Annotated in this window: 19 protein-coding genes; 15 read left to right on the top strand and 4 right to left on the bottom strand. The window is 72.2% G+C overall.

Annotation, left to right across the window (positions count from 1 at the left end):
* The first annotated feature begins 13 nt into the window (after window positions 1-13).
* A complete protein-coding gene (locus KS423_RS08395; protein WP_224276740.1) occupies window positions 14-1,306 on the top strand; it encodes a hypothetical protein in 1,293 nt (430 codons plus the stop codon).
* Here KS423_RS08395 and KS423_RS08390 read toward each other — a convergent pair.
* Window positions 1,303-1,989 (bottom strand): hypothetical protein, encoded by a 687-nt coding sequence (locus KS423_RS08390; protein ID WP_224276738.1) that lies wholly within the window; start codon window positions 1,987-1,989, stop codon window positions 1,303-1,305. The genes KS423_RS08395 and KS423_RS08390 overlap by 4 nt on opposite strands.
* 268 nt (window positions 1,990-2,257) lie before the next feature.
* Here KS423_RS08390 and sph point away from each other — a divergent pair, with 268 nt between their 5' ends.
* Window positions 2,258-3,235 (top strand): sphingomyelin phosphodiesterase, encoded by a 978-nt coding sequence (sph, locus tag KS423_RS08385; protein ID WP_224276736.1) that lies wholly within the window; start codon window positions 2,258-2,260, stop codon window positions 3,233-3,235.
* Window positions 3,236-3,387: 152 nt separating this feature from the next.
* Window positions 3,388-4,206 (top strand): thioesterase family protein, encoded by an 819-nt coding sequence (locus tag KS423_RS08380; RefSeq protein ID WP_224276734.1) that lies wholly within the window; start codon window positions 3,388-3,390, stop codon window positions 4,204-4,206.
* Window positions 4,207-4,273: 67 nt separating this feature from the next.
* Here the strand turns inward: KS423_RS08380 and KS423_RS08375 are convergent, their stop codons facing one another.
* Window positions 4,274-5,599, bottom strand: a complete 1,326-nt coding sequence (locus KS423_RS08375) for a radical SAM protein (protein WP_224276732.1) — start codon at window positions 5,597-5,599, stop codon at window positions 4,274-4,276.
* Window positions 5,600-6,000: 401 nt separating this feature from the next.
* On the opposite strand from KS423_RS08375, the gene KS423_RS08370 reads away from it, so the two are divergent.
* Window positions 6,001-6,219: a hypothetical protein gene (locus KS423_RS08370; protein WP_224276730.1), complete on the top strand. Its 219-nt coding sequence runs from the start codon at window positions 6,001-6,003 to the stop codon at window positions 6,217-6,219.
* A 173-nt stretch (window positions 6,220-6,392) separates the two neighbouring features.
* The gene (gene lanKC, locus KS423_RS08365; protein ID WP_224276729.1) at window positions 6,393-8,906 is read left to right on the top strand and encodes a class III lanthionine synthetase LanKC; all 2,514 of its coding nucleotides are present in this window, start codon (window positions 6,393-6,395) and stop codon (window positions 8,904-8,906) included.
* 40 nt (window positions 8,907-8,946) lie between these two features.
* On the opposite strand, the gene KS423_RS47940 is transcribed toward lanKC, so the two are convergent.
* Window positions 8,947-9,528: a helix-turn-helix domain-containing protein gene (locus KS423_RS47940; RefSeq protein WP_224276727.1), complete on the bottom strand. Its 582-nt coding sequence runs from the start codon at window positions 9,526-9,528 to the stop codon at window positions 8,947-8,949.
* A 314-nt stretch (window positions 9,529-9,842) separates the two neighbouring features.
* Here KS423_RS47940 and KS423_RS08355 point away from each other — a divergent pair, with 314 nt between their 5' ends.
* The 10 genes from KS423_RS08355 (at window position 9,843) to KS423_RS08310 (ending at window position 21,493) form a co-directional block, all read left to right on the top strand.
* Complete coding sequence (locus KS423_RS08355) at window positions 9,843-10,640, top strand: aldolase (protein WP_224276725.1); 798 nt, start codon at window positions 9,843-9,845, stop codon at window positions 10,638-10,640.
* A complete protein-coding gene (locus KS423_RS08350; protein WP_224276723.1) occupies window positions 10,640-11,554 on the top strand; it encodes a dihydrodipicolinate synthase family protein in 915 nt (304 codons plus the stop codon). The genes KS423_RS08355 and KS423_RS08350 overlap by 1 nt, the downstream gene beginning before the upstream one ends.
* A gap of 625 nt (window positions 11,555-12,179) precedes the next feature.
* Window positions 12,180-13,487, top strand: a complete 1,308-nt coding sequence (locus KS423_RS08345) for a family 2 encapsulin nanocompartment cargo protein terpene cyclase (RefSeq protein WP_374119920.1) — start codon at window positions 12,180-12,182, stop codon at window positions 13,485-13,487.
* 126 nt (window positions 13,488-13,613) lie between these two features.
* Window positions 13,614-14,492, top strand: a complete 879-nt coding sequence (locus KS423_RS08340; RefSeq protein ID WP_224276719.1) for a geranyl diphosphate 2-C-methyltransferase — start codon at window positions 13,614-13,616, stop codon at window positions 14,490-14,492.
* 486 nt (window positions 14,493-14,978) lie between these two features.
* Window positions 14,979-16,049: a phosphatidylinositol-specific phospholipase C domain-containing protein gene (locus tag KS423_RS08335; protein ID WP_224276716.1), complete on the top strand. Its 1,071-nt coding sequence runs from the start codon at window positions 14,979-14,981 to the stop codon at window positions 16,047-16,049.
* Window positions 16,050-16,163: 114 nt separating this feature from the next.
* Window positions 16,164-16,556, top strand: coding sequence for a ribonuclease domain-containing protein (locus KS423_RS08330; protein WP_224276714.1), 393 nt, complete (start codon window positions 16,164-16,166; stop codon window positions 16,554-16,556).
* Between the two features lie 115 nt (window positions 16,557-16,671).
* Entirely contained in the window at window positions 16,672-17,022 is a 351-nt protein-coding gene (locus KS423_RS08325; protein ID WP_224276712.1) for a 5-carboxymethyl-2-hydroxymuconate Delta-isomerase, read from the top strand.
* A gap of 346 nt (window positions 17,023-17,368) precedes the next feature.
* Window positions 17,369-18,721, top strand: a complete 1,353-nt coding sequence (locus KS423_RS08320) for an MFS transporter (protein WP_224276711.1) — start codon at window positions 17,369-17,371, stop codon at window positions 18,719-18,721.
* Between the two features lie 146 nt (window positions 18,722-18,867).
* Complete coding sequence (locus KS423_RS08315; protein ID WP_224276750.1) at window positions 18,868-19,689, top strand: SAM-dependent methyltransferase; 822 nt, start codon at window positions 18,868-18,870, stop codon at window positions 19,687-19,689.
* Window positions 19,690-19,858: 169 nt separating this feature from the next.
* On the top strand, window positions 19,859-21,493 hold the full coding sequence (locus KS423_RS08310) for a metallophosphoesterase family protein (protein WP_224276709.1): 1,635 nt from the start codon (window positions 19,859-19,861) through the stop codon (window positions 21,491-21,493).
* Between the two features lie 12 nt (window positions 21,494-21,505).
* Here KS423_RS08310 and KS423_RS08305 read toward each other — a convergent pair.
* On the bottom strand, window positions 21,506-22,972 hold a 1,467-nt coding region (locus KS423_RS08305; protein ID WP_224276707.1), incomplete at its 5' end, for a cytochrome P450.

Here is a 22,972-nt window from a genome sequence, read left to right as displayed (position 1 = left end):
GGGAGGGGAGCCCATGAAGACGACGGCGGTACGGGTGGTCTGCACGCTGGCGGCCGCGCTGCTGGCGGGCACCGGGGTACCGGCGGCGCACGCCCGGCCCGCGCCCGCACCTGCGTCCACGCCCGCGTTCGCGGCGACGACCGGCGACACGGTGCGGGTGAACGTGAGCCCCGACGGCGCGCCCGCCGACGACTGGTCCGAGCCGCTCGGGCTGAGCGCCGACGGCCGCTACGCCCTGTTCACCTCGCTGGCCTCGAACCTGGTGCCCGGCGACACCAACCGCCTCTACGACGTCTTCGTCCGCGACCTGTGGACGCGGCGGACCGAGCGGGTCAGCCTCGCCGACGACGGCGCCCAGCTGGACGGCTCCAGCAGCCAGGCCGCGATCAGCGCCGACGGCCGGTACGTCGCCTTCAGCAGCGACGCCGTCAACGCCGTTCCCGGGCACGGCAGCGGACGCACCGACGTCTACGTCCGCGACCGCCGCACCGGCCGCACCGAGCTGCTCACCGCCGGCACCGGCGTCGGGAACTCGCTCAGCCCCGCGATCAGTGCCGACGGCCGTTTCGTCGCCTACTCCTCGGACCGCGCCGATCTCGCCCCCGGGGCGGGGACGGGCACCGCCAACATCTACCTGACCGACCGCCAGACCGGCGCCACCCGCCTGGTCACCGCCGGGCAGGGCGGCGCGCCCGCCGACGGCGGCTCGGTGGAGCCCTCGCTCAGTGCCGACGGCCGGACCGTCGCCTTCCGTTCGAAGGCGGCCAACCTGCTGCCGGTCGCCCAGCCCGCCCCGAAGGCCCTGAAGCCGCCGCCCACCCGCCAGCTGTTCCCGCTCTACGTCCACGACACCCGGACCGGCCGGACCGAGGGCGCGAGCGTCGACCCGAGCGGGGCCCTGCGCGACGCCGCGCGCCAGGGGCGGCTGAGCCCCGACGGGAGGTTCGCGCTGTTCCGGGTGTTCCAACCGGACCAGGGCGCCACCCGGGTCGCGCTCTACGCCCGCGACCTGCACACGGGCGCGGTGACGGAGGTGGCCCCCGCCGGCACCCAACCGGCCGTCATGACGGCGGACGACCGCTGGGCCTACTTCGCCTCGGACGACGCCGGCCTGGTGCCCGACGACACCAACGGCGCCACGGACGTCTTCCGGCGGGACCTGCGGACCGGCCGGATCGAGCGGGTCGCCGAGGCCGTCGGCCCGTCCTTCGCGCCCGCCGTGGACGCGCTCGGCACCACGCTGCTGTACGGCGCCCTGGACGGTACCCGCGCGGACGTCCTGGTGCGCTGCCTGCCGGGCTTCTAGCCGCGCCGCGCGCCCGCCTCCCGCAGGGTGCGGCGCGCCGCGACCAGGGTGAGCAGGCTCCACAGGACGGCCAGCGCCGCGGTGACGTAGACGCCGCCGCGGCGAAAGGCGAGGTCCTCGTCCGGTGAGACCGGCGGTGCCCAGCCCGCCGGGTCGACCAGGATGTTCTCGGTGTCGCCGACGGCGTACGTGCCCGAGCAGCCGAAGCCGCCGACCCGGGCGTGCGGCAGCGGCTGCCCGTCGGCGCGGCGGATGTCGCAGGTCCAACTGACCCTGCCGTTCCTGTCCTTCGCGCTGTGGGCCGCGGTGACCACGACCGCGGTCTCCACCCCGCGCTGGGCCATGATCTGCGCCCGGAAGCTCGTCGTCGGCAGCGCCAGCAACAGCACGCCGAACAGGACGGCCGGCCAGATGATCCAGCCGCGGGCGCGGATGAGGCCGATCCCGATGACGCCCGCCGAGAGCACCAGGAACGCCAGGATGCCGCACGGGAGCTGGTAGTCCGGATTGGTGCCGAGCGCCGCCGCCCCGACCATCAGCACCGGGGTGAGCAGCCCGGTGAGCCACGCCGTCCGGTGGACGGCCTTCGGGGAGAGCTGGGGCTCCGAGCGCCTGCGGACCCGCTTCGGAGGCGGGGTCACTCCCTCGGCGAGCGGCCTCTTCTGCTTCTTCCTGCCTGCCATGCTGTTCCCGTTCGGTGCCGCGGTCTCGTGCTTGCGACAGTGTGACGGCAGCTCCGGACACCCGGAAAGCCCGGTCCGGATCCCGCGTCCGGAGTCGGGTCAGGGTGTTCTCGACTCCCTTGAGAGAGCCACATCGGGCCGACGGCGGTGTTACCGACGAGTTCACCGAATGCTCGCCCGACGTCTTGCGGGGTGTGTCGCGGGCCAAGTTGGATACACAACATCCCTCGACCCCACGGGTCCACGACATCGCCCCCACGGAGGCCCGATGCCCCTGTCGTCCGTCCGCCGCGCCCTCGCCGCCGGCGCCGCCGCGACCGTCCTCGCCGTGCTCGGCACCGCCCCGGCCTCGGCCGAGAGCGCCCCGGCGACCGCACCCCCGCTCGACGTGCTGACGTACAACACGTTCCTGATGAGCACCTCGCTCTACCCCAACTGGGGCCAGCAGTACCGGGCCCAGGCCATCGCCTCGGCGGACTTCTTCCAGGGCCACGACGTGGTCGTGCTGGAGGAGGCCTTCGACAACGCGGCCTCCGACGCGCTGACCGCCAAGGCCTCGGCCGCCTACCCATACCACACGCCGGTGGTCGGCCGCTCCACCAGCGGCTGGGACGCGACCTCCGGCAGCTACAGCGGTGCCACCCCCGAGGACGGCGGCGTCACCCTGCTCAGCAAGTGGCCGATCCTGCGCAAGGAGCAGTACGTCTACAAGGACGCCTGCGGCTCGGACTGGTTCTCCAACAAGGGCTTCGTCTACGCGGTGCTGGACGTCGACGGCCGCCGCACCCATGTGGTCGGCACCCACCTCCAGTCCACCGACTCGGGCTGCGCGAGCGGCCAGGCTGCGGACATCCGGGCGAAGCAGCTCGCCGCGATGCGCTCGTTCCTGGACGCCAAGCGGATTCCGGCCGACGAGCCGATCGTCGTCGCCGGTGACCTGAACATCGACTCGCACGGCTCCGAGTACCAGGCACTGCTGACCAACGGCAACCTCGCCCCGGCCTCCGCCCGCACCGGCTGGCCGTACTCCTTCGACACCGTGGACAACTCCATCGCCGCCTACCGCTACCCGGGCGAGCCCAAGGAGGACCTCGACTACGTCCTCTACCGGGCCGACCACGCCCGCCCGCAGCAGTACACCAACGAGGTGGTCCGGGTGCACAGCGCGCCCTGGACGGTGAGCAGTTGGGGCAAGAGCTACACCTACACCGATCTCTCCGACCACTACCCGCTGGTCGCGCGGTGACGGCCCGGAACCTCCGGCGGTGTGGGATGCGTCACCCGTGACACCGCGCAGGCGGTTCGGCCCCTTACGATCCTGAACGCCGAGGTCGGGCGCCGTCTTACCACGGCGGCGCCCGCCCGGCAGTCAGCGATCCCGCCCGAGGAGAAGCGCACGTGACCACCCCCACCGCCGCGCCCGACAGCTACTACCAGCGCACCGGCGAGCACCACTACAAGCCCACCGTGCAGGCGCAGGGCGCCTGGCACCCCGACGAGCAGCACTTCAGCCCGCTCGGCGGCCTGATCGTGCACGCCATCGACCGCCACCGAGCCGGCCACCAGCGGGCCGGCCGCCCCGCCGACGGCCTGGCACTGGCCCGGATCAGTTACGACATACTCGGCCTGATCGCCCTCGACGAGTTCGAGATCACGGTGGAGACCGTCCGCCCCGGGCGCACCATCGAGCTGATCGAGGCCACGGTGGTGATCGGCGGGCGCGCCGTGGTCCGGGCCCGCGCCTGGTTCCTCGCCGAGCTGGACACCACCGCCGTCGCCGGCACCCACGACGAGCCACTGCCCGCGCCCGAGGAGTTCGAGCCCTGGACGATGGGCGGGCTGTGGGGCGGCGGCTACATCGCCTCGATCGACGTCCGCCGCCGGGAGACCGCCCCGGGCCGCGCCGCCGCCTGGATCTCCAGCCCCGTCGAGCTGGTCGCGGGGGAGCCCAGCGGCCCGCACGCCTCCTTCGTCATGCTGGTCGACACCGCGAACGGCATCGCCGTGCGGCAGAATCCCACCGAGTGGATGTTCCCCAACACCGACCTGACGATCCACTTCCACCGCCGCCCCGAAGGCCGCTGGACCGGCCTGGACACCAGTGTGAGTTTCGGCCCGGCCGGGCACGGCGTCACCAGCACCGTGCTGCACGACGTCCACGGACCGCTGGGCCGGGCCGAGCAGATCCTCACCGTCCGCCCGCTGAACGGGAGTTGAAACACCCGGCGATCGGCAGCACCCCCGACGGCGCCACCCCGCCGGGGGCGGCGCCGTCGCCCTGTGCTCAGCCGGGCAGCGAGTCCATGAAGGAGCTCACCGAGAAGACCGCCCGGCCCGGGCCGGCCGGGCCGTAGCCGGGTGGGGAGGAGAGGCCGAACTCCTCCAGGGTCGCCCGGTAGGTCTGCAACAGCCGGATGTGGTACTCCAGCGGCGCGCCCTGCGGGTTGGCCTTGCCGAGCGGGGTGGTGGGCTCGGGGCACCAGGTGGTGAAGCGCGGCACCACACCGTGGGACATGAAGAAGCGCAGGCCCTCCTCGGTGGAGGCGATCGCCTCGTCCACCGTGGTGAAGCCGAAGGGCTCGGCCATCTCCACGCCGGCGACGAAGTTGGGGATCACGTTCTCCGGGCCGAACACCTCGGTGGAGTCGAGGATCCGGCGGTGCCACTCGTCCCGGCCGACGTAGCGCTCCTTGCCCGGGCAGTAGAGCTCGAACAGCCGCTTGTCCCACACCTCGAAGTTGGGGTGGTAGATCCGCACGCCGTAGTCGTGGAAGCGCTGGACGTCCTCGCGCGGCAGCGCCTGGGCCACCACCTTGCCGATCCAGCGGCCGGGGAAGCGCTCCTCGATGGCCTTGGCGTACTGCCCGTAGAAGTCGGCCTCGTCCCGGCCCCCGACGTGCGAGGTGATCGCGCCGCCGGTGAGGGTGTACGCCTGGGAGGCGCGGGCGGTGTCGTGCTCGTCGATCAGCGCCAGCGCCTCCAGCACCTCCTCGACCGGCTTGACCCCGGTGTACGGTCGGCCGGCGGCCTTGTGCTGGCGCCAGTTGTGGTTGATGTCGCAGTACTGGCACTCCTCCTTGGCACCGAAGTACTGGCAGACCCGGAACACCGTGAGGTAGATCAGGTAACCCCACTGGATGGTCGGGGCGACCTCCATCACCGACTTCCCGTTGGCGAGCGTGTGCCGGTAGTAGTCCGGCATCGGCGGCAGGCCGACGTCGGCGATCCGCGCACCGTCCAGGTAGAGCCCGAGGGTGCCGTCCTCGCCCGCGCCGACCCGGTAGGGCGAGTCCGGGTTCACCCGCACCGACACCACCGTGCGGCGCAGCCCGTACGGCCCGCCGGTCAGCACGATCTCCTCCGGCGGCCGGTTGAGTGCGGCGGCGCCCAGCTCGGGCAGGGTGCGGTGGTCGAAGGAGAAGATGAAGTACGACTTCGGTTTGACCTCGCCGCCCCCGTCGGCGCCGGCGCTGCCGCTGAGCGCGGACTCGTCGAAGGCCATGCCCCCGCGCAGCAGGTCCTCCTTGATCACCGCCTCCCGGGGCACGTCGGGATAGCGCTCCATGAGCTCCTCGACGAGTGCGGTGCGGCTGCGGGCCTGGCTCTCCATGCGCTGGTCTTCCTTCCTGGCCCCGTTCCCTCACGGCGCCCCGCCCATTCTGGTCCCCCTTACGCGTGCGGTCGTGCACCGGGCCCGGCCGGGAGGGGCCGGCCGGTCCGCGGTGCGGGCCGGGACGCGGCCGCGCCCCGTCGCCGAACTGCGGAAGAAATCGGAATGACGAGCGCGGTTTCAGAACGGGACTCAACCATGCGTGACCATTCCGGGAAATCTGCCGCGCAATTCCGGCGGGAGCGGTTACGGAGAGGTGATTTCGTTGTGTGGCGAACCATCTTTCGGCCCGGCAGTCGCCGCTGGCGGGGCGGGATTCCATGCCGTACGGTCGAGGTGCGGGGGCGTTCACACCAACTTCGATACGTGAACGCCCCGTTCTTCGGAAAGGAGGACAGATCATGTCCGAATCGGGAGACGCAGCGATCTCGCAGCTCCTGAACAGTCCTCAATTCAAGGACGTCGCGAAAGCTGCGGAAGACGCGGCGAACGTCGCGCTGGGCAAGGTGCTCGAGCGGCAGGGGAAGCCCTCGGTCGAGGCCGCCGCCGCTTCGGCCGGCGGCGGCCACAGCTGCTTCAGCCTCCTGAGCGTCATCATGACCCGCGCGGAATCCGAGTGAGTCCTTCCGGAGCCTCGTGCGGTATCGCCTTCGGCGGAGGTGGAATTGGAAGAGCCAGCTGAAGTCCGACGGTCGCGGTCTGGTCGCTCCGGCCCCCTGCCGCGGCCGTGCGGGCCGGTGGCCGGCGATACGGCTTCGCTCCTTCTCGTCCCGGATCCGCGAGGTGAGCAACGATGACCGACCTCCAGGCCACCCAGATGTACTGCCTGGTCGACGGGCGGTTCTACGATGCGCCCTACCGCATGGACGACGCCGCGACCCGCTTCGAGTTCGCCGACGCCCCGGTACCGGACGGGTGGTTCCGTCGCTCGATGGGCCTGTGGGAGCTGCGCGTTCCCCAGGGGCACCGACTGCCCGACCAAGGGTGGAAGATCCACGTCGCCGCCGTCCAGGAGGAGGCGGCCGACACGCTGGACCGTGCCGCGCGGATCTGTTTCCGCAGGGGGGTCCCGTTCAAGTTCCTCCGCAGCCTGGACGCCCTGAGGATCACCGGCGCCGCTCACGCCGCACGGGAAGGCAGCGGCAAGTTCATCACCGTCTATCCGCCGAGCGAGACTCGGTTCGGCACGCTGGTCGAGGATCTGGTGTCGGCTCTGGACGGCCGGGAAGCCCCGTTCATCCTCACCGACCTGCGGATCGGGAGTTCTCCCGTCCATGTGCGCTACGGGGCCTTTCGGCTGCTCTGCCGACCGGGGCCGGACGGCAGGCCACTGCCCGTCCTCCGCGGACCCGGTGGGTACGAACCCGACGAACGGCGGCCGGTCTTCCGGACTCCCTCCTGGGTGACGATGCCGGACATCCTGGTTCCTCACCTGACGGCCCGCGAGACCGTCACGCAGCAGGCGCCGCCGTTCGTCGTCGAGGAAGCCCTTCACTTCACCAACTCCGGCGGAATCTACCTCGCGACGGACGCCCGGACCGGCGAGCGGCTGGTCCTGCGCGAGGCGCGCCCCTACAGCGGGCTGGACCGGTTCGGTCTCGACGCCCGAACCCGGCTGAGGCACGAGTTCTCCGTTCTGGGACGGCTCGCCGGGGTGGGCTGTGTGCCCGAAGTCCTCGGACTCCACGAGGTCTGGGGACATCTGTACCTGGCGGAGGAGTACATCGCCGGCGAGTCCCTGCTGCGCGCCGTCGTCGCCCGCAACCCGCTCGTGTGGGTGTCGAATACGCGGCGAGACCTCCTCGACTACGCTCGCTGGGTCCGGAACACCGTCGACCGCGTCCGTGACGCCCTGGCTGCCGTCCATGCCCGCGGTCTGGCGTACGGCGACCTCCATCCCGCGAACATCATCGTCCGCCCGGACGGGTCGCTCGCCCTGGTCGACTTCGAGTACGCGGCCGATCTGGACGACCCGGACGCTCCTCGTCCCGGTGCGGCGGGGTTCACGCCGCCACGCCACCTGTCCGCGGCCGAAGCGGATCTGCGCGCGCTCGACCTGCTGAAACTGTGGATGCTGCTGCCGATGACCGAAATCGGTGATCTGGATCCGGGAAAGGCGGCCACCCTTCTGCGGCTGGCCGAGGACCGGTTCCCCGACATCGCGCCCGGGAAGGCACCGGAGCCCGACGAGAACGAGAGGACGGTCCGGCTCCTGTTCGGCGTTCCCGCCACTGACGCGGGATGGCTGGAGAGCCACCCGGCCGACCCGGACGGCCCCGCACTGTGCCGCGCTCTCGTGGCGGGCATCCACGCGACCGCCACGCCCGACCGGACCGACCGCCTGTTTCCCGGCGGCCCGGAGGCCTTCGCCTTCGGCGGGCACACGTTCGCGCACGGCGCCGCCGGTGTGCTCGCCGCGCTGCGCCGGGTCGGGGAGCCGGTTCCCGACGAGTACACCGGGTGGCTGCTGGACGCGGCCCGTCGTGCCGACCCGGCCGCCGGCGGCGGCCTGTTCCACGGCCTGCACGGGACGGTCTCCGTGCTGGCGGACCTCGGCCGCCGGGAGGAGGCCGCGGAACTCCTGGACCGGGTGACCGACCCTCCCCGGTCGGCCGTCGGGCTGGCCACCGGCGCGGCCGGAGCCGGGATCGTCAGGCTCAGAATGGGTGATCTGGCGGCGGCCGTGCGGATCGGTGAGTTCCTCGCCGGGGAACTGCCGCATCCTCCGGACAACGCCGGGCTGCTGGACGGCATGAGTGGTCCAGCGCTCCTGCACCTGGCGTTGCACCGCGCGACCGGGGACGAGCGGTGGCTGACGGCGGCCCGCGTGGCGCTGGCCGCCGACCTCGCGCGGTGCGTCACCCTGCCGGACGGCACCGTGCAGGTCCGTCGCGGTGACGGCACCCACCTGGCCTATCTGGGCGTGGGCAGCGCCGGCGTGGCCCTGGTCGCCACGGCCTACCTGGCGGCCGCCGGTGGCGGCGACGAGGACCTCGACGCTCTGGTCGGCGGCGCGGGGAAGGTGTGTACGTCGTCGTTCGTCCGAGAACCCGGCCTGGTGCAGGGGCGAGCCGGACTCGCCGCCACCCTCGCCGTGCTGGGTGCGCCGAGACGTGAGGTGGACCGCCAGGTCGCCCGGCTCTCCTGGCACCTCAGCCACGACTCCGGGGCGCTCTTCGTCCCCGGCTCCCAACTCCTCAGGTTCTCCGAGGACCTGGCCACGGGCGCCGCCGGAGTCCTGCTGGCCGTGCACCTCGCCCTCGGCGACGCCGTGGTGTCACCGACGGCGGTGCTGGCGCTCGACTGAAACGGCCGCTACTTTGGCAGGCCTCCGTGGCGTGCCCGCCTCAGGGCAGGCGTGAGTACGGGGGCCGGGCGTCGTGCGAAGCGTCGTAGTCGCTGGAGACCAGCAGGAGGACCGTGGCGCGTCTGGTTCCCAGGGAGCGCAGCCGGTGGGGCGTGGTGGCCTTGAAGTAGGCGCAGTCGCCGGCGTCGAGCGGGATCGCGCGCGACGGGAGGACCAGTTCGACCTGCCCCTCGTGGACGAAGACGAACTCCTCACCGGGGTGGTCCCGGAAGGGGGCGGGACCGTCGTCGAGCGGCGGGTAGAGCATGAACGGGGTCATGCCCTTGGCGCCGGCGTCGAGCGCCATGCCCTCGTAGCGGGTGCCGGACTCGTCCGGGGAGGTCAGGGCCTGACGTTCCGCGGCCCGGGTGACGGTGACCTCGCTCAGCTCCTCGGCCTCGGCGAAGAGGCTGTCCAGGGGGACTTCGAGGGCCTTGGCGAGGGACGCGCACACGGCGATCGAGGGAACGCTCTGGCCGCGTTCGACCTTCGACAGGTAGCTCTTGGTGACGCCGGACCGCTCGGCCAGCGCCTCCAGGGTCATCAGCCGTTCCTTGCGCAGCCGGCGTACCCGGTTGATCACTGGCGTCTCCCTCTCCCGTGCCCTCGGCCGACGGGGCCGCGCTTGCCGCCCGCCCCGATGACACCTCGTGTCCTATAGCGAACCATGCTACGCCGCGACGCTATCGGCACGCTCGGGAGGTGCCCCCTGCCGGTCCCGTCCGCCATCGTCCGCCCTTGGCGCGTCCGGGCTGTGGGCGCCCGCCCCGGGGGGTGAGGGAACTCTTGCCAGAGGAAACCTTGTGTCCTATGGTGAACAAAGTTTCCTCCGGGGCTGCGGCTCCGGACGCAGGCCTCGCCACCGGGGCGGGGCCGGGAAAACGGGAGCAGACACACATGGCGAAAACGCTGCAGGACCCGAAGGACGTCCTCGTCGACCGCGCCGAGCGGCAGATGGACCGGCACTTCGGGGACTCGGAACTGACCACGCGCCAGAAGTTGGCGCTCACCTGCCGGATCGCTTACGACGGCGGCCACGACTCGGGGCTCGCCGGGCAGATCAGCTCACGCGGGCGGGAGCCGGGCACCTACTACACCCAGCGTCTCGGGCTGGGCTTCGACGAGATCACCGAGGACAACCTGCTGCTGGTGAACGAGGACCTGGAGGTCCTGGAGGGGACGGGCATGCCCAACCCCGCCAACCGCTTCCACTCCTGGATCTACCGGGAGCGCGCGGACGTCAACTGCATCATCCACACGCACCCGCTGCACACGGCGGCGCTCGCCATGCTGGAAGTGCCGCTGGTGGTCTCCCAGATGGACACGACGCCGCTGTACGACGACTGCGCCTTCCTCAAGGACTGGCCGGGCGTGCCGGTGGGCAACGAGGAGGGCGAGATCATCTCCGCCGCCCTCGGCGACAAGCGGGCCATCCTGCTGGCCCACCACGGCCAGCTGGTGACGGGCTCCACGATCGAGGAGGCCTGCACCCTGGCGCTGCTCATCGAGCGGGCCGCCCGCCTCCAGCTGCTGGCGATGTCGGCGGGGACCATCCAGCCCCTGGACCCGGCTCTGGCCCGCGAGGCCCACGACTGGACCTCCACCGACCGGCGCAGCAGGGCGAACTTCGCCTACTACGCGCGCAAGGCGCTGCGCAACCACCCCGACTGCGTGACCGGACAGGTGGACCTCTGATGGCCAACCCTCCCCTGAAGGGCATCATCTCCTACCCGGTCACCCCCTTCGACGCCGTCACCGGCGAGGTCGACCTGTCCGCGCTGCGGAGCCTCACCGGCGACCTCGTCGCCGCCGGCAGCCACGCCGTCGCCCCGCTGGGCAGCACCGGCGAGAGCGCCTACCTGACCGAGACGGAGTGGGACGCGGTCTGCGAGACCACCCTGGACACGGTGGCCGGGCAGGTGCCGACCCTCGTCGGCGTCTCCCACTGGAGCACCGAGGGCACGGTGCGCCGCGCCCGCGTGGCCGCCCGCCACGGCGCCACCGCGATCATGGTGCTGCCCCAGGTGTACTGGAAGCTGACCGAGGACGAACTCGTCCGGCACTACAGCGAGGTGGCCCGTGCCACCGACCTGCCGATGATGCTCTACAACAACCCCGGCACCAGCGGCGTGGACCTGCGGCCGGAGACGGTGGTCGCGCTCGCCCGGAAGATCCCCAACCTCACCATGGTCAAGGAGAGCTCCGGCGAGGTGTCCCGCTTCCGCGCCATCCGTGAGCTGTCCGACGGAGAGCTGTCCGTCTACAACGGCAGCAACCCGGTCGCGCTGGACGCCTTCCGTGCCGGAGCCGCCGGCTGGTGCACAGCCGCCCCCTGCCTCGTACCGCAGCGAGTGCTGGAGCTCCACACCGCGGTCATCGGCGGACACGACGACCGCGCGGACGCGCTGTTGCAGGAGCTGCTGCCCTTCCTGCGGTTCATCGTCCACCACGGCCTTCCCCGGGCCGTCAAGGCGGGCCTGGAGATCCGGAACCGCCCGGCCGGGCCGCCGCGGCCGCCGCTGCTGCCCCTGCCCCCGAACGAGACGGTGCGGCTACGGGAGATGCTCACCCACCTCCTCCCCGGCCAACTCCCGCCGTCCGCCGCCTGACGGCGCGAACTCCCACCGACCCCCGTACGGCCGGGATCCGTGACGGGAACCTGGGCAAGCCCGGGTGCCGGCCTCCGAGCGGAGGCCGGCACCGCCGGCGGCTCGACCGCACCGCCTGCGCCGGGCGCAGCCGTCCGGTCCCGGTCGGCGGTGCGTCGCGGTGCGGCTTGAGGGCCTTCCGGAAGCCGGTGCGGATGTCGCAATCCGCACCGATCCGGGAGGCCCTCAAGCATGTCAGGGCCACCCGGAGTGGGGCACGACCGGGCTTCACCGGTTTGACGCGCGCGGCGGCCGGACCGGGCGGCCGGTTCGAGGCTGGAGCGCCACGGCGCGGCGCGGGGCGATGCACGACTATGGCGGCCCCAAACGTCATCAGCGTGAACGTTCACCCTATCGGGTGAGGAAGATCGTCCGTTGCGATGCGGAACGGGCCTTCGCGCATACGGTGGGGAACCGAGCGAGACGGGGCCGCCGCGGCCGGAGTTCCCGTTCAAGGCGGGCGAAATGACGACCCGTCATGTCGTGCGATCCTTCTCAGAGGAGGCTCCATGCCCCTGCGTGCCAGAACGGACACACCATCCGGGCCCGTCACCGCCCCGGCGGTGGGCCCATGAGCTCCCCGGCGATCGACCGGGTCCTGCGCGGGCCCAGCGGACTCGGCACCTCCGGGGTGCAGCTCCGGCCACAGGCCCCGGCGGCCGAGGCCTCGGCGCCCGTGGTTCCGGCGCCTGTCGTTCCGGCGCCCGAGGTCCCGGGTGTGGAGACCTCGGTGCCCGGGACGTCCGTGCCCGAGGCCGCAGTGCCCGAGGTTGCGGTGCCCGCGACCCCGGCCCCCGAGCTCCGGCTGTCATCCTTCCTGGTCCCGCCCAGCGTGACGTCCTCCGTCCCCGCCGGCGTGACCCCGACGGCCGAGGGCTCGGTCGCCGAGGCGCCGACCGGCGGCAAGCCCAGGAGCGGCGACCCGATCCCCGGCCTGTACCACCACCCGATCGCCGAGCCCGACCCGGTGCGGGTGGAGGCGCTCAGCGCGAAGCTCAAGCTCTGGGCGATGGAGGAGATCGAGCTCTACCCGCCGGAGTGGGAGAAGGACTTCGACGGGTTCTCCACCGGGCGCTACATGGTGGCCTGCCACCCGGACGCGCCGAGCGTCGACCACCTGATGCTCGCGGCCCGCCTGATGGTGGCCGAGAACGCGGTGGACGACTGCTACTGCGAGGACCTCGGCGGTTCGCCGATCGGCCTGGGCAGCCGCCTGCTGCTCGCGCACACCGCGCTCGACCCGCTGCACACCACGCCGGAGTACCACCCGGGCTGGGAGGCCTCGCTGTCGTCGGACGCGCCCCGGCGCGCCTACCACTCGGCGATGGAGTACTTCACCCGGGCCGCCACACCCTCCCAGTCGGACCGGTTCCGGCACGACATGGCGCGGCTGCACCTCGGGTACCTGGCCGAGGCCGCCTGGGACCAGGCGGACCACGTCCCGGAGGTGTGGGAGTACCTGGCCATGCGCCAGTTCAACAACTTCCGCCCCTGCCCGACGATCACGGACACCGTCGGCGGCTACGAGCTGCCGGCCGAACTGCACGCACTGCCCGCCATGCAGCGGGTGATCGCCCTGGCCGGCAACGCGACCACCATCGTCAACGACCTTTACTCGTACACCAAGGAACTGTCCAGCCCCGGACTGCATCTGAACCTGCCGGTGGTGATCTCCGAGCGCGAGGGCGTCTCCCGCAAGGAGGGCTACCTGAAGGCGGTCGAGGTCCACAACGACCTGCAGCGCGCCTTCGAAGCCGAGGCGGCGGCCCTGACCGTGTCCTGCCCCGTGCCCGCGCTCGTACGGTTCCTGCGCGGTGTGGCCGCGTGGGTCGACGGCAACCACTACTGGCACCAGACCAACACCTACCGCTACACGCTGCCCGACTTCTGGTGACGGGACCGACTTCCGGCGACCGATCCCCCTTCCGGTGACCGACCTTCGGTGACCACGTTCCGATGACCACTCCCCGGTGAGCGACTGCCGGCGAGCTTCCGTTAACCATCCGTTAGGAGCTGATCCATGTCCGTGACCGACGACATCACCACCCCCGGCAGCGCCATCCCCGGCCCGGCGACGCCGTACCAGGGCGACATCGCACGTTACTGGGACCACGAGGCCCGTCCGGTCAACCTCCGCCTGGGTGACGTCGACGGCCTCTACCACCACCACTACGGCATCGGTGCGATCGACCAGGCCGCGATCGGCGACCCGACCGACAGCGAGCGCGAGAAGAAGGTGATTGCCGAGCTGCACCGCCTGGAGTCCGCCCAGGCCGACGTGCTGCTCGACCACCTCGGCGACATCCGCGCCGACCACACCCTGGTCGACGCCGGCTGCGGCCGCGGCGGCTCGATGGTGATGGCGCACCAGCGCTTCGGCTGCCGGGTCGAGGGCCTGACCCTCTCCACCCAGCAGGCCGAGTTCGGCAACAAGCGCGCCGCCGAGCTGGGCATCGGCGGGTTCGTCCGCTCCCGGGTCGCCAACATGCTGGACATGCCCGTCGAGACCGGCTCGGTCGCGGGCTCCTGGAACAACGAGTCCAGCATGTACGTCGACCTGCACGACCTGTTCGCCGAGCACTCCCGGGTGCTGAGCGTCGGCGGCCGGTACGTGACCATCACCGGCTGCTGGAACCCGCGCTACGGCCAGCCGTCGAAGTGGGTCTCGCAGATCAACGCCCACTTCGAGTGCAACATCCACTCGCGCCGCGAGTACCTGCGGGCGATGGCCGACAACCGTCTGGTGCCGCAGGCGATCATCGACCTGACCCCGGACACCCTGCCCTACTGGGAGCTGCGGAATACCACCTCGCTGGTGACCGGCATCGAGGAGGCGTTCATCGAGTCCTACAAGGACGGCTCCTTCCAGTACGTGCTGATCGCGGCCGACCGGGTCTGATCCGGTGGCTCCGACCGGGTAGCTCCGATCCGGTGGCGCGACAGGACGGCGGCCTCCCCGCACTCGCGGGGAGGCCGCCGTCGTCCGTTCCGGGGCCGGCTACGGCCGGGTGAAGGTGAGGTGGGTGACGCCGCTCGGTGTGCCGCAGCCGTCCAAGGAGATCGAGAGGTCGTGCCCGGACCAGGGGCATCGTTCCCTCCGCCGCCCGGCGCCTCGCGGGTGTCTCGGGTGCGGACCGCCGCACCCCGGCCGGGGCGCGCCAACCCGGGGCTCCCATGCCATGACGTTGCGTCACGGCGCCGGGCGTGGCGGGTGCGACGGGCGAGGATCGGGTGGAGGAAGGGGAGGGGAGCCGGGGAGAAGCGGTGCAGTCGTCACGCTATTGTCGTGCCTTCTTCATCCTGAGCACGCCCGGGCGGGCGATGCTTCGTCAGGCTGCCCGGGAGCCGGGCGGCCGGCATCCCACGACTTGGGGGGACCGTTCCGATGACCGTACGCCGCGCCCTGACCGGATTCCTGGCCGCGGGCCTGATCGCCGCCGCGGCGGCGCTGATCCCGACCATCCCGGCGGACGCCACCACGAGCGGGCCGGGCGACCTGCCGTTCGGCTCCGCGACCACCGTCGGCCTGCACAACACCTACGACCCGGCCGCCTTCCCGCACCTCGCCCAGGGCCTGGACACCGGGACCGGGATGATCGAGCTGGACCTCTGGCCGAACATCGTGACCAAGCAGTGGCAGGTCAGCCACTCCAACCCGTTCGGGAACTCCAACAACTGCACCGCCGCGAGCACCCCCGCGCAGCTCTACAGCGGCAGCACCGACCAGAACCTGGAGAGCTGCCTGGACGACGTCCGGATCTGGCTCGCCGCGCACCCGGGCGCCGGGCCGCTGGTCATCAAGCTGGAGCTCAAGCCGGGCTACTCGGCCAACCTCGGGATGGGCCCGGACCAGTTGGACACGCTGATCGCCCAGCACCTCGGCTCCGCCGTGCTGCGCCCGGCCGACCTGCTGACCAGGCCCGGCGGCGGCTCGTACGCGAGCGTCGACGAGGCGGTGCGGGCGGGCAACTGGCCGAGCCGCTCGGCGCTGGCCGGGAAGGTGCTGCTGTACGCGATCCCGGGCACGGTCGAGCTGGGCAACCCCTTCGACACCCTGCACACCGATGTCGAGCAGGGCCGGCACCTGCGCGACCTGGCGGCGGCCGGGCGGATCGGCCAGGCCCAGGTGTTCCCGTCCGTGCTCGGCGCCGCCACCGGCGACCCGCGCAGCCAGTACACCGGCGCGGACGCCTCGATCCGGCCCTGGTTCGTGGTCTTCGACGGCGACGCCTCCACCTACGTCAGGACCATCGACACCGCCTGGTACGACAACGCCCACTACCTGCTGGTGATGACGGACTCCCACCTGGTCGCCCCGGAGATCAGCGGCACCGACCCGACCGCCGACCAGGCGCGGGCCCGCACCGAGCAGTTGGCGAAGGCGCACGCGAGCATCGTCTCCAGCGACTGGCGCAGGCTCCCGTCGGTGCAGTCGCTGGTGCTGTCGCGCGGCTGAGGCCGGTTCGGCGGCTGACCGGGCCGAGTCGGCCGACGGTACGGCGAGTTGACCGGAGATGAAGAGTTGGAACGGGGCTTCCGATGGCTCCGGGCGGTCGCCATCCTGTTTGTCATGACCCGAACTCTACGCGCGTGGAAGACTCGCGTCGCCGCCACCGCCACCGTCGCCCTGGTCACTCTCGCGCCGATCGCCGTCGCCACCGAGGCGCACGCCGCCGTGAGCGGCTCGGTGTGCCTGTCCGCCCTGCCCTCCCAGGCCCACACCACCCTCGACCTGATCGCCTCCGGTGGTCCCTTCCCGTACAGCCAGGACGGCGTCGTCTTCCAGAACCGGGAGCGCGTGCTGCCCGCGCAGTCGTCCGGCTACTACCACGAGTACACCGTGGTCACCCCGGGCTCGCCGACCCGCGGCGCCCGTCGCATCGTCACCGGCAAGCAGTACCACGAGGACTACTACACCGCGGACCACTACGTGACCTTCCGGAAGATCAACTTCGGCTGCTGACCCGACCGCCGCTCCACCGGACACGCCCCGGGCCCCGGCGCCGTACCCCGCGCCAGGGCTCCGGGGCGCGTCCGATAGCGTCGACAGCGTCCGTCACCGACTCCGGGGGGTTCCCGTGCCGCAGATCCTGGTCGACCATTCGGCCGGACTCGTCTTCGACCGGGCGGATCTGGCCGCCGAGGTCCACCAGGCGATCACCGAGGTGATCGACACCACGGTGGCCGACTGCAAGACCCTCTTCCGCCCCACCGGCGAGCACCACGTCGGCGACGGGACCAGCGGCGAGGCGGTGGTGCTGGTCGAGGTGAAGATCCTGGCCGGCCGCAGCACCGAGCAGCGCGCCGAACTGACCGCCCGGGTGCTCGCCGCCCTGCGCGCCCGGATCGACCGGCCCGCCGTCATCGGCGTCCAGGTCACCGAACTCGACCGGGACACCTACCGGTTCGTCCACCACCCCGGCCACTGACCGGGGCGCCCGGAAAGCGGTGACGGCGCCAGGCCCGCAGGCCCGGCGCCGTCACCGGTGTGGTCCGGTCGGTCGGTCGGGCAGTGGATGCCCGCCGCCGGGGCGGTGCCGTCCAGCAGGAAGGCGTCCACCGAGGCGCGGATGCACTTGCTCGCGCCGTACCCGGTGGCCCTCGCCGTCACGGCTGAGCAGGACGGCGTTGCCGAGCTCGGCGGTGAAAATATCAACTGCCTGTCACATCGGTCACATGGGATTCCCGGAGCTCTCCGCACGAGGGGCCGGCGGCGCCGTCCACCGGATGCCGGGTGTGATTCCGCGGCGGCCCGAACGGTGCCATGCTGAGGCCATGACAGAGAGCAGTAGGGCGGACCCGTGCCGTGACACGGTGCAAGTCGGCGGGCGGCGGCGGGAGTTGGCCGCGGCGACGGTCGGGTCGGTGGTCGAGTCCTTCGACTGGAACATCTACGCCGTCCTCGCGCCCTACTTCGCGGCGGACCTCTTCGGGCACGGCAGGCACGGCGTCAGCGGCGTGCTCGGCGCGTACGTCACCTTCGCGGTCGGCTTCGTCGCCCGGCCGGTCGGCTCGTACCTGATCGGGCGGCTCAGCGACACCCGGGGACGGCGCTTCGCGCTGAGCCTCGGCATGGCCGTGATCGCCGTCGCCGGCCTGGGCCTCGCCGCCGTTCCGGGGCAGCGCAGCATCGGGGTCTGGGCGGCGGTGCTGGCCGTGCTCGCACGGGTGGTGCAGGGCCTCGCCTTCGGCGGGGAGGCCCCGAGCGTGGCCGCGTACGTGACCGAGACCGCCCCGCCGCGCCACCGCTTCGCGTTCAGCTCGGTCTCCTACGGCGGGATCATCCTCGGCTCGCTGCTCTCCTTCGGGGTGCTCACCCTGCTGATCCACACCCTCGGCACGTCCGGCCTGGAGAACGGCGGCTGGCGCTGGGGCTTCGTGGTCGCCGCACTGCTCGGGCTGGCCGCCGTCTGGGTGCGGCGGTGGGCGCCGGAGAGCGCGGAGTTCCACCACGCCAGGAGGCGCTTGGGCCGTACCGCCCGCCCGCCGTTCCTGCGGACCCTGCGCGAGCACCGCTGGGCGGTTCTCACCGTCTTCCTCAACACCCTGGGCGGGACGGTCGGTTACTACTTCGCGCTGGTGTACCTGCCGCAGTACGCCGCCGCCTACCACGTGATCGGCAAGGAGGAGGCGGCCTCCTTCATGACCGTGGTGCTCGGCGTGGTGCTGGTCACCATGCTGCTCACCGGCGCCGCCGCCGACCGCTTCGGTCTGCTGCCGGTCGCCCGGATCGGCTTCGGCCTGCCGATCCCGCTGGTCGGGGTGCTGCTCGCCGGGTTGCGCCAGGGCTGGCTGCCCTTCCAGGCCGTCGCCGTGCTGCTGGGGATGCTGGTGGCCACCGTGCTCGGCACGCTCAACGTCTTCACCGGACTGCTGTTCCCGACCGAGGTGCGCGCGGTCGGCCTCGGCGTGGTCAACGCGGCCACCATCGCCGCGTTCGGCGGCACCTTCCCGCTGCTCGCCGAGTGGCTGGGCGACCGGCACTGGCTGGGCGTCATCCCCGGATACGTCACCGTCTGCACGGCCGGCCCGGCCCTCGCGCTCCTGACGGCGATGAAGGTGCCGTCCTTCGCCGCGGCCGTCCGGGAGGCGGAAGGTCCGGTTCAGCGGACACCGGAAACCGCCTGACGGACACTCATCCGCTGTGGTTGAGTGGTCCGGACCATCGCTGAACGGGGAGGGTGAGCGTGGGCACCGACACGCCGGGCACCAACAGGCTGGACGACGACAGGGCGGACGATCGCGCGCTGGGGGCGGGTCTGTCGGAGAGCTGGCTGACCGAGCCCGGGTTCGAGGAAGCGCCGCAGGTGGACCTACGCACCGACCGGGCGCACTCCGCCCGGGTCTACGACTACCTGCTCGGCGGCAAGACCAACTTCCCGGCCGACCGGGAGGTGGGCGACCGCGTCATCGCCGACCTGCCCGGCGTGCGCGCGGACGCCACCGCCGCCCGCGCCGTGATGCACCGGATGGTCCGTCGGCTCGCCGAGGTGCACGGAGTCCGCCAGTTCCTGGACGTCGGCACCGGCATCCCCACCGCGCCCAACCTGCACGAGATAGTGCAGGCCGTCGACCCGGCCTGCCGCGTGGTGTACGTCGACAACGACCCGATCGTGCTCGCCCACTCGCGCGCCCTGCTCACCAGCACCCCGGAGGGCCGCACCGCCTACGTCCAGGGCGACCTGCGCGAGCCGGAGCGGTTCCTCGGCGACCCGGGTGTCACCGCCACCCTGGACCTCGGCCGGCCGGTCGCCCTGACGCTCGTCAACATCGTCCACTTCCTCTCCGACGAGGCCGCGCACCCGCCCGTCCGCACACTCCTGGACGCCCTGCCCGCCGGCAGCTTCCTCGCCCTGTCCGCCGGGACGGCCGACATCGCGCCGGAGCGCACCGCGACCGCCTCCCGCCGCTACGCGGAGGCCGGGATCACGCTCCACTTCCGCTCGCGCGAGCGCGTCGAACGCTTCTTCACCGGGCTGGAGATGGACGATCCGGGCGTGGTCCTGATCGACGACTGGCACCCGGAGCCCGCCGGGGCCCCGGCTCCGGGCGAGGACAAGGTCTCGGTGTACGGAGGAGTCGGCCGCAAGGTGTAGCCGGCCGTGGTCGGTGCTCGGGGCAGCCGGCGCCGTGCGGTTCGCCGCCGCCGGTATCCCGTCGATTCGACGGCCGTCGAATAGAAGCCTGTGAAAACGATCGTCTTTACGTGCTCATGACATTAAAGTGACTGCCCGTCGAACCCCCCACTCGGCAGGCGGAGCTTTCATGACCATCGCACGCAGGTCCATCCTCAAGGGCACATCGGCGGCCGGAGCCGCCCTGGTGGCAGCAGGTTCGACGGCGGCCGCGCAACCCGCGGCCGCCCAACCGGCCGATGACGCGCCCACCAGCCCGCTGTTGCAGACCACCCCGCACCGGGCCGGAACGGCCGGAGTGAGCGGACTGCACCTCCAGTTCGGCACCGACGCCGGCACGGAGATGACCGTCTCCTGGCTCACCCCGCAGTCCGTCCGCCGCCCCCAGGTGCGTTACGGCTCACCGGACGGCGGCCTCGGCCGGGTCGTCCAGGCCGAGACCCGCACCTACCGGGACTCGATCGACAAGGTCGAGGTGTACGTCCACCACGCGCGCCTCACCGGCCTGCGCCCGGGCACCACCTACCTCTACAGCGCCGGCCACGACGGAGCCAACCCCGAGACCGGCACCTTCACCACCGCCCCGCGCGGCCGCGTCCCCTTCACCTTCACCAGCTTCGGCGACCAGGCCGCCCCCAACCTCCGGCGCCGGATCACGTTCCCCGACGGCATGCCCTCGCCGCTCGGCAAGTACCCGGTGTTCATGAGCAGCCAGGTCGGCACCGCGGCCTCCGCCGACATCGTCGCCGCCGTCGAACGCGTCGGGCCGCTGTTCAACCTCGTCAACGGCGACCTCTGCTACTCCTCCTACGCCGGCCGCCACGGCCAGAGCCGCACCGCGACCTGGGCCGACTGGTTCATCAGCAACAGCCGCTCCACCCGGCTGCGGCCCTGGATGCCCTGCGCCGGCAACCACGAGAACGAGGGCGGCAACGGCCCGATCGGTGCGCTCGGCTACCAGGCCTACTTCTCCCTCCCCGACTCCTCGGCCTCCTCCGACGAGGAGACCCGCGGCATGTGGTACGCCTTCACCGTCGGCTCGGTGCGCTTCATCAGCCTCGCCAACGACGACGAGGCCATCCAGAACTCCGGCGACACCTACCTCCGTGGCTACTCCGGTGGCGCCCAGCGGCGCTGGCTGGAACGGGAGTTGCGGGCAGCGCGGAGCAGCCGGGCGATCGACTGGATCGTGGTCTGCATGCACCACCCGATGATCTCCAGCTCGATGCACGGCTCCGGCAGCGACCTCGGCCTCCGGGAGACCTGGGGCCCGCTGTTCGACGCCTACGGGGTCGACCTGGTGGTGTGCGGCCACGAGCACTACTACGAGCGCTCCCACCCCGTCCGCGGCACCCTGCCCAACGACACCCGCACCCCGGTGCCGACCGGCACCCGCACCGACCTGGTCGACACCGGGCGCGGCACCGTCCACATGATCATCGGGGCCGGCGGCAACGCCGCCACCACACAGGACGACCTCTTCGAGCAGCCCAAGGGCCGGGTGGTCATCGGATTGGAGGACCCGAAACCGGGGGCGCCGTACCGGGAGTCGATCTGGCTCACCGAGGACGCGCCCTGGGCCGCCGTCCAGGACCGCGAACACACCCACGGCTTCGCGGCCTTCGAGGTCGACCCGGGGGACCAGCGCGGCGGCACCACCACCATGAAGGTCACCTACTACACCTTCGACGGACCGCACGGCGACCTCACTCCGGTGGACACCTTCACCCTGTACCGGCGCCGGACCGACGGGCGCGACGGCTGACCGCCGGGCGGCTCAGCGCCGGAACACGCCGGTCAGCACGTCCCACCAGCTGCGCCGCTGCGCCGGGATCGTCGGATCCGGCGCTCCGGCGCCCCGCGGCGCCGGGACGGCCTGTTCCGGCGCCGCCTTCGCCTGCTCCGCGTCCGTTCGTCCGGCCTCCGCCCTCGCCTCCGCCTGCTCGGCCTCGGCCACCGAGAGCGGGTCCGGCTCGATGTCGCGGGCGGTGAACTCCACCGGCAGCGCCGTCAGGTGCCGGGAGATCCAGGCCGAGCTCCAGGCCAGTTCCTCCTCGGGCACCGCGAGCCGGACGTCCGGCAGCAGGGTGAGCAGGATGTCGATCCCGGCCTCGGCGACGTGCCGCCCGATGTCCTGGCCGGGGCACTCGTGCGGCCCGGCGCCGAAGGACAGGTGGGAGCGATTGCCGTACAGCGGGGCCGCCAGGTCCGGCCGGACCACCGGGTCGACGTTGCCCGCCGCGAGCCCGAGCAGCAGCAGGTCCCCGGCCCGGACCTGCTGACCGCCCAGCTCGGTGTCGGCGGTCGCCCAGCGGCCGGCCACCAGGGACATCGGCGGGGCGTCCCAGAGCACCTGGTCCAGCGCCTCGCCCAGGGTCATCTGGCCGCCGGAGAGGTGGGCGCGGAAGCGCGGGTCGGTGAGCACCATCTTCAGCGAGTCGGCGATCAGGTTGACAGTGGTCTCGTTCGCGGTCAGCAGCACCACCCGCAGGTGCTCCATCACCTCGTCCTCGGTCAGCCCGGCCGGGTGTGCCAGCAGGCGGCTGGTCAGGTCGTCGCCGGGGTTGTCGCGCCTGATGGCGATGGTCCGGCGCAGGCCGGCGACCACGTACTCGTTGCTGGCGATCGCCGTATCGGTGCCCTTCATCAGGTCCCGGGCGGCGGTCACCAGCTGGGGCCCGTACTCGTCCGGCATGCCGAGCAGCTTGGTCATCACCAGCATCGGCAGGTGCTCGGCGAACTGGGAGACCAGCTCGGCCCGGCCGGTCGGCCCGACCACCTGGACCAGGTCGGTGGTGAAGCGCCGGACGTGGCGGCGGATGCCGCGCCGGTCGAAGCCGTTCAGGCCGTCCAGCAGCGCGCCGCGCAGCCGGCGGTGTTCGTCGCCGTCCGCGAACACGCAGATCGGCTGCCAGGCGACCACCGGCAGCAGCGGGGAGTCCGCCGGGACCTCGTTGTTGCGGAAGGCGTTCCACAGGCGCGAGTCCCGGGAGAACAGCGAGGGGGTGCGCATCACGGTGATGTTGGCGCCGTGGCCGAGCACCAGCCACGCCCGGTGGTCGCCGTGCAGCAGCACCGGGGCCACCTCCCCGTGCTCGGCGCGCAGCTTCTCGTACAGGCCCGCCGGGTCGGTCTCGGCCTCGGGACCGTACAGGCGGCGCAGGCCGCCGGGACCGGTCGGGGCGATTCCGCCGGCCGCGTGGGCCGGGCAGCGGGGCGGCGGGACGGTGGCCGGCGCGGGGGA

It is taken from the genome of Streptomyces sp. LS1784, from assembly GCF_020103755.1.
Taxonomy (GTDB): domain Bacteria; phylum Actinomycetota; class Actinomycetes; order Streptomycetales; family Streptomycetaceae; genus Kitasatospora.
This window is presented reverse-complemented; position numbering and strand designations above follow the sequence as displayed.